The organism is Flavobacterium sp. (assembly GCF_035456085.1).
Classification (GTDB): domain Bacteria; phylum Bacteroidota; class Bacteroidia; order Flavobacteriales; family Flavobacteriaceae; genus Flavobacterium.
Genome location: NZ_DATIDY010000006.1, coordinates 1 through 7,790, shown reverse-complemented (window position 1 = coordinate 7,790; position 7,790 = coordinate 1). Strand labels below are relative to the sequence as shown.

4 protein-coding genes are annotated in these 7,790 nt (G+C 36.3%); 1 reads left to right on the top strand and 3 read right to left on the bottom strand.

The window, feature by feature from the left end:
* The 3 genes from VLC96_RS00275 to VLC96_RS00265 form a co-directional block, all read right to left on the bottom strand.
* The coding region (locus VLC96_RS00275; RefSeq protein WP_325259907.1) for a rhamnogalacturonan acetylesterase at positions 1-669 on the bottom strand (669 nt) is incomplete at its 3' end.
* A 207-nt stretch (positions 670-876) separates the two neighbouring features.
* The gene (locus VLC96_RS00270) at positions 877-3,732 is read right to left on the bottom strand and encodes a glycoside hydrolase family 2 protein (RefSeq protein ID WP_325259905.1); all 2,856 of its coding nucleotides are present in this window, start codon (positions 3,730-3,732) and stop codon (positions 877-879) included.
* A gap of 24 nt (positions 3,733-3,756) precedes the next feature.
* Positions 3,757-5,118 (bottom strand): rhamnogalacturonan acetylesterase, encoded by a 1,362-nt coding sequence (locus VLC96_RS00265; RefSeq protein ID WP_325259903.1) that lies wholly within the window; start codon positions 5,116-5,118, stop codon positions 3,757-3,759.
* Between the two features lie 485 nt (positions 5,119-5,603).
* Between VLC96_RS00265 and VLC96_RS00260 the strand changes: the two genes are divergently transcribed.
* On the top strand, positions 5,604-7,790 hold a 2,187-nt coding region (locus VLC96_RS00260; RefSeq protein ID WP_325259901.1), incomplete at its 3' end, for a DUF4450 domain-containing protein.

Below are 7,790 nucleotides of genomic sequence, written 5' to 3'. Positions count from 1 at the left end.
ATATGTTCCTGTAACTTTTTCTTGTCCAATTTTATCTAGTGCATCCGACATGATTGCATTCAAATCGATGAAAGTAACTTTCTCCTGCTCGGCAATTTGTTTTGCCCATAAACCGTAAGATTCATTGTTGCGAATAATTTTCCCGGCTTTCCAATCGTTTCTTGGAATTGGAGAAAAAACAATCGGAATTGCCCCTTTTGATTTAGCATCTTTCACTAATTTTCGAATGTACCAACCATAAGAGTGAACCGTTTCGTGTTTGTGAGTGATTAGATTATCAATTTCTTCAGTTTCTTCACCGATTCCTTTGAATGTTCCTCTCGCTCTTATCGTGTCATTTATTGGCCCATTATCATTATGCCCAAACTGAATGAGTACGTAATCGCCTTTTTTCAATTGCTTAAAAACTTTATCCCACAAACCTTGGGCCTGAAAACTGCGGCTACTGGTTCCACCCAAAGCATGGTTTTGAATTGAAATTTTATTCAGATCTAAAAACTGCCCAATAAAATCGCCCCAACCCCAAAGTCCGCCATCGCCCTTACCACTTCCATTTTTTACCGTCGAATCTCCAACGATAAAAACGGTGGGTTTGTTGTTTTGTTTTTCTACAAAATTAAAAAACAATATTGCCAAACAAAGGACAGAACATATTTTGATAAGTTTCATATTTAAAGGTTTAAAACTGTTGGTTGCAACTATTTTTAACCACATAGAGGCATAGGATTTATAGTTTCTAAAAAGTGCTTGATAGTCGTTTTACTTTTCACATAGCAATCTATGTGGGAAATAGAGCTATTTCTATTCATTCTTTAATCATCAATAATCAATCTATGTGTCTATGTGGTTAATTTTTTCATACTTATTTTGAGTTAATTATCTAAAATCAAACCACAGATTCATCGATATTCCATCATCTCCTTTTTTGATTCTGATGTTGGTTGGCTGGCTTTCAGGACCTTGTTGTTCCAAAGGCTTGAAATCTCTCATCGCCGGAATTTCATACATAAAAGAAATGTCACCTTCAGGAAACGCAGGCTGTGGATTACTTCCCGGGAAACCATTTTTAGGCAAATCAGGAGTGAATAATCGCAAGAATAAATTATCATTTTCACTAAAAACTTTAAATGATGAAGCACCCGCTTTTAAATTTGCTGCTAATAAATTCGCATGATAGCCTTTGAATTCAGGGTAAACCAAGTTTTCAAAACTTTCTCCCGTAATAGTCGTGTTATAATTCTTTTCCCAAACTCCGTAAGTGGTTCCTTTGATTCTATTTTTCCAAACATGGTAAGGACCTCTTCCGAACCATTTTATACCTGTAACCTCTTTTTCAGGGAAACTGAATGTGATTCCGAACGAGTTGATTTTATCTTCAAAATAAGCACCGTCAAAACCACCAGCATTTTCAGCGTTTTTTAAAGCGATGAGTTCCATTTTGAATCTTCCATCAGGACACATAATCCATTTTACAGAATCTAATCCGCCAGAATAGGAAATTTTGCAAACTGCATTTTCTCCCTCTTGTAAAGTTTGAACATCTTTTAGCTTCCATTTCATCCCGATAGGGCGCGGGCCATTGGTTAACGGAATTGCGTTTGATGCATTTTTAACCGAAAGAATTTCTCCAGTTGTGCTGTCCAAAGTAACCGTAACATTGTCTCCAGACAAAATAACTTGATTTCCGTTACGAGTCACCTTTGCTTTCGCTTTTGTGGCTTTGGAAGCTATAAATTTAGAAGCAAAGTATTTTGCTTTATGTATTGGCCAAGTCCAAGTATAAATTTCTTTTCCAAATTGATCCTGAGCGGTTATTGACAAAACATCTCCTTCCAAAAAGTTGGTCGGAACCGCAAATTTAATTTTACGAGTTTCTCCTGGTTCAATACTTGGAATATCTATTTTTCCAGAACTTATTTCTTTTGCAACAGCATCTGTGTACAGAATATCAGTATCTGATTTTATGATTTTATATTCCATTTTGCAGGAATTCAAATTGCTGAATAGATAATCATTGGTGATCAAAAAAGAACCATCAAAGGTTTCAGTTACTTGTTTTGGAGCAAATTGGATAGGCGCCCAAACTTCTTTTACTGTATAATAACTGCCTTCTTTTTCACGATGAGGCCCTAAAATTCCGTCTGCTGCCAAAGAACCTTTGGAATCGAATTTTGCTTCCCCTTTCCAATCGGAACGGAATACAGCTTCGTCTAACATCGCCCACATAAATCCTCCGGCAAATAATGGACTTTGTTTGTAACGAGTCCAGAAATCTTCGAGAGCAGCTCCGTGTCCGTTGTCGTAGGTTCCGTGCATGAATTCAGTTGGGAAAAATACATTTTCTCCACTATTGAATCTATGCATACCCGTTAAATAGGTTGGATAATGATGCGTGTCCCAACCATTAAAATCAGACCAAGGATGAACCACAATTCTTTTTTGCGGATCGTATTGTTCAAAAACTTTATCCACTTCATAATTCCATCCGCCCTCATTTCCATTGTCCCAAATAATTACTGAGGGATGATTCACATCACGTTCTACCGTTTCGCGAATTAATTGCGTTCCTGTTTTGGTATCATAAGAGTTTTGCCAACCCGCTAATTCATTCAAAACAAATAATCCTAATGAATCACAAACTTCTAAAAAGTGAGAATCCGGAGGATAATGGCCGCGGACAGCATTCATATTCATGTCTTTCAATAATTTTACATCCAGTAAACTAATGCGTTTACTCGTACTGCGGCCACCTTCTGGCCAAAAGGAATGGCGATTGATCCCTTTCATTATAATTTTGGTGCCATTCACATAAATTCCGTCCTTTTTCTTGAACTCCAAAGTTCTAAAACCAATTCTTTCGTGAAGTTGATGAATCGTTTTTCCGTTTTCTTTTAAAGTCAGTTGCAAAGTGTATAAATTGGGACTCTCAGGATTCCAAGGTTTTATATTTTGAAATTGAGTTTTAATGATTTCCTGAGTACTTCCTTTTTTGATTGGAAAAGAATTCACAGGAAAAGTGGTTCCATCTTTCAAATCAACAATTGTTGCATCAACTGTAGCATTTTTTGAAATGTTTTTTAAGTCTAAAGTAATAGCAATCGAACCATCCATTTTTGGATCAACAGCAATATGGCTGATGTGCGCTTTTGGAGCAATTTCCAACCAAACTGGGCGATAAATTCCGCCGAATAACCACCAGTCAGCTCTGCGTTCGGCACCGTTGACTGATTTGTTAGCAGATTGTTTCCAAACATGAACTTCTAAAGTATTCTTGCTCCCAAATTTCAATAAAGAACTGATATTGTATTTGAATTCGTAAAAACCACCCTGATGAATTGGTCCCGCCAATTTGCCGTTTATTTTTACCTCAGTATCAGTCATTGCACCAGCAAAAGTGATAGTAACCTCTTTATCTTTATAATCCGCCGGAACATCAAATTCATATTTATACAAACCTTCTTCTTTGCTTGGCTCTTTTTGGTTCAGTTCTTTATACCATCTTCCATAAGTATATTCACCAAAACCTTCTAATTCCCACTGAGAAGGCACATTAATCGTTGTCCAGGTTTTGCTATTATTTCCGTCGGTGCAATAGAATTCCCATTTCACAGGATGTTCAAAATCTTTTCCCGAAAGGAAAACTTTGTCAGTTTGTTGTGCCAAATTATTTTGCACAGAAACAATAGTCATTATTGCAACAAAAAGAGATTGTATGGAATGTTGTATTTTCATCTTTTAAATAAATTTCTTAAAAAATTAATTTCCTTCTGGTTTGGCAACCTCAAAACGGGAACTCATTGGTAAAGTCCAATTCGAAATGTAATTTGGATGTTTTGGATCGTAATTGGGTGCTTGTTTTAAAATATCTTTTTTAAGTCCCAAATCCAATTCACGAATGCCCTGAAGCATTGCAAGCGCCACTTCATTAGCACCAAAAGCATTAAAATGAGTGTTGTCTTCAAGCGCTTTAGTCTGACCAGGAAAAGTATTTGCAGGATATTGTACAAAAGCTTTTCGCGATTCATCATCTCCCCAAGCTTCGTACATTGAAGTTGTTTTTTGTGTAATATCAATTAGGGGCACATTCATTTTTTTGGCAACCGCTCGCATTGCGTCTGGAAAATCCCCATGGGTTTCATGTAAAGAACCATCAGTGTTGAACGAGCGGCGTTGCGTTGGCGTAACCAAAACAGGAAAAGCTCCCTTATCTTTGGCAACCTGAATAAATTCAACTAATAAATCCGAATACGATTTCCAAGCGGTGTTTTCTGGCCCTTTTATTTTTTCGTCGTTGTGACCAAATTCAATAAACAAATAATCACCTGCTTTGATTTGAGATTTAACTTTTTCCAGACGATTACTGCTTTTAAAAGAACTCAAAGCCAGTCCGGAACAAGCATAATTGGTTATAACAACATTCGTATTAAAAAATTGCGGAATCATTTGCCCCCAAGATCCCCAAGGTTCTACGTCCTGATCGGTAACTGTGGAATCTCCTGCCAAGAAAACGGAAGTCACTTTTTCAAGTGGAATAATTTCAATATTTTGGATATTTGTTGTTCCCAAAAATTCCAAAGTTAGTTTGTTATCCCAATTTAAATCTCCTTTTTCTCTGTCTTTTAGTTTGATAGAAGCTGAATTATCAATAAAACTATTTCGAACATTTACATTAAATTCGGCTATTGCGGTTTTTCCTTTTTTGGTCAAAAGTTGGTTCAGCATCACTCTTCTGGATTCTGCTTTTACGGTTGTATTGCAATCTTTTGAAGCATCACCAATTGTAACTTTTACTTTGTAGTTTCCTTCAGGAATTTTTATTGAAAAGTACGTGCTTTTGTCAATATTTAAACCCGATTTATTAAATTTAGCATTAGCAGTTGTTTCAAAATCAAATCCATATTCTGTATTTTCATCGTAATTAATTGCTGAAAGTACGTTGGTAAATTTGTCGCTTTTTTTAGAAGAATCAAAATTAAAAATCTTCGGTTCAATTATAGTGGTTGCGTTTTTTGGAATCGTATTTTTCTCCATCTCAATAGTATTCTTATTCGTTGATAAAAGAATGTTCGAAGAAAAAAAGACCAATAAAAGTAAACTGAATGTTCTAAAAAGGTTCATTTAATTTGTTTTGGTTAATAGCTTTTCAAAACTAATAGTTCGATTTCAAAATACCATCCTGTACTATGTGGTTACTTTTATGTTAAAAAAGTATTGATTTTCTAAAAATGCGGGTAGGTACAGGATGCGTTACTATTAAAAAAACTGCAATATTGTGTCATCAATCATTAAAAAAGTTTAATCTTTTTTAATTATTAAATTAGATTTTAGTCTTTTATATACCCGTTGGGTGAAATTCTGTAAATTGAAAAAATCAACCACATAGAAACATAGATTTAATAGCAAATTATTGTAAGAATAAATAGAAATAAGCCTATTTCCCACATAGATTGGCTATGTGATAAGTAAAACGACTATCAAAGTCTTTTAAAGACTATAAATTCTATGTCTCTATGTGGTAAAAAATAATTTCACCCAACGCGTTTTTATATATTAAATCATCTAGAATACGCAAATACTAAAAGTTTAATAACCCATAAAGATTTATGAAAGTTAAGCCAATTATACCATCTTTATTGTTTTTTGCCCTGTTTTCACTTTGCATTTTTGCACAGGAAAAAGAACGAAAGCCAGCGCCACGTAAGATTCATTATGTGCCGGATGGTAATGGTTTTTTGCTAAAAAATGGAACCCGAAAATTCAATCGTGCTTTGTATGGTTCCAATACTGCGTTCCGGGTAGAAACGGGAGATTTGCCCGAATTTGCAATGTATATGCCGGGAATGGGAGGTAATCTAAAATTGGGTTTATCTAGTGGAAAGCAAAGCAAATGGATCACCGAAGCCAGTTCGATAACGACTCGTTATGCTAATGGCAAAATGTATTATGAAATTCAGGATGCTATTTTAGGAAAAGGAAAACTGAAACTCGAAATCGTAGCATTGACAGAAGAAGAAGGTTTTGTTTTGAAAGTTTCAGCGAGTGATATTGATAAAAATACCTCATTAATCTGGGCTTTTGGTGGCGCCAGTGGCAGAAAATTTAGTCGTGACGGCGATATTGGTGCCGACCCGGAATCCAGCTTTTACTTAAAACCAGAATATTGTACTGGAAATAAATACACAATCAATAAAGGTTCTTTTGTCTTGGAATATGGCTCTGAAGTCAACAAGAAGAAAACGGGTAATGATAGAAGTTTACAAGGCTTTTTTCCACAATCCGAAGTGCATTTAGCGAATGCGAATCGACAAAATTCGCCACTTGAATTGTTTGCTTCTTCTCCAGAAAGTCAAAATCTAATTGTTGGAAAAATAAATGTTATTTCAAAAAAAGATTTGTTTTGGTCATTCAATACCAATGTTAATTCAAAAGTAAAAAGTCAAAACGATTTAGAAGAGTTATTTGCAAATGCATCTCAAAAAATGTTGCAATTAGCCAACAGAATAAAAGTAACGACTCCTGATTCGTATATCAATACTTTAGGCTCCGCATTGGCAATCGCAGCCGATGGAATTTGGGAAAGCCCTACATATCTGCATGGAGCGGTGGCTTGGCGTATGCCTTTAAATGCGTGGCGTGGCGCGTATGTTGCTGATCCGTTGGGCTGGCACGATAGAGCCAAAACACATTTTACAAGTTATAGCCATTCGCAAGTTATAGAGCCAGCAACTGGTCCAGTCGTTTTTGATTCCGAACGAAATTTGGCTCGTCAAAAAGAAGAAATGGGCACTTCGATGTTCAGTAGTGGTTACATCAGCCGAAAACCGGATAACAATACGATTGCACATCATTATGATATGAATTTGGTTTTTTTCGACCAAATGTTGCGCCATTTCAAATGGACGGGAGATACAGCATTTATCAAAGAAATGTGGCCCGTTTTGCAAAGACATATCGATTGGGAAAAGCGAAATTTTGATACTGATAAAGATGGTTTGTACGATGCGTATGCATCCATTTGGGCGAGTGATGCTTTGCAATACAGTGGTGGAGGCGTGATTCATTCATCGGCGTATAATTATTATTCGAATAAAACGATGGCTATTGTTGCAAAGGCTTTGCATCAAAATGCCGAACCTTTTTCAGCCGAAGCAAACAAAATTGAAAAAGCCACAGCCGACAAATTATGGATTCCAGAAAAAGGAATTTTTGCCGAATATAAAGATGCACTTGGCAAACGATTGTTGCACGATTCTCCAGGAATTTGGAGCATTTACCATACGATTGATTCTGAACTTGGAAATCCGTTTCAACATTATGAAATGCTTCGTTATGTGGATACGCAAATTCCTCACATTCCAATTGAAGTTGAGGGTTTAGACAAAAAAGATTTGTTTGTAATAAGTACGACCAATTGGCAACCTTATACTTGGTCGATTAACAATGTGGCATTGGCAGAGCAACTGCATACTTCGTTGGCGTATTGGCAAGGAGGAAATCCTGAGAAAGCCTTTAAAATGTGGGAAAGTGCCTTGGTCGAAAGTATGTATTTAAGTCCTTCGCCGGGTGGGTTTGAACAGTTAATGTACCAAGATGCGATTCGTGGCGAATTGTACCGTGACTTTGCCGACCCAATCGGAATGACGACGAGAACTTTGGTCGAAGGACTTTTCGGAATTCAACCAGATGCACTCGCTCATCAACTGACGATCAAACCCGGATTTCCTGAAAAATGGGATTCAGCTTCTTTAGAAATTCCTGATGTTTCTTTTTCTTTCAAAAGAGAAAAAAAC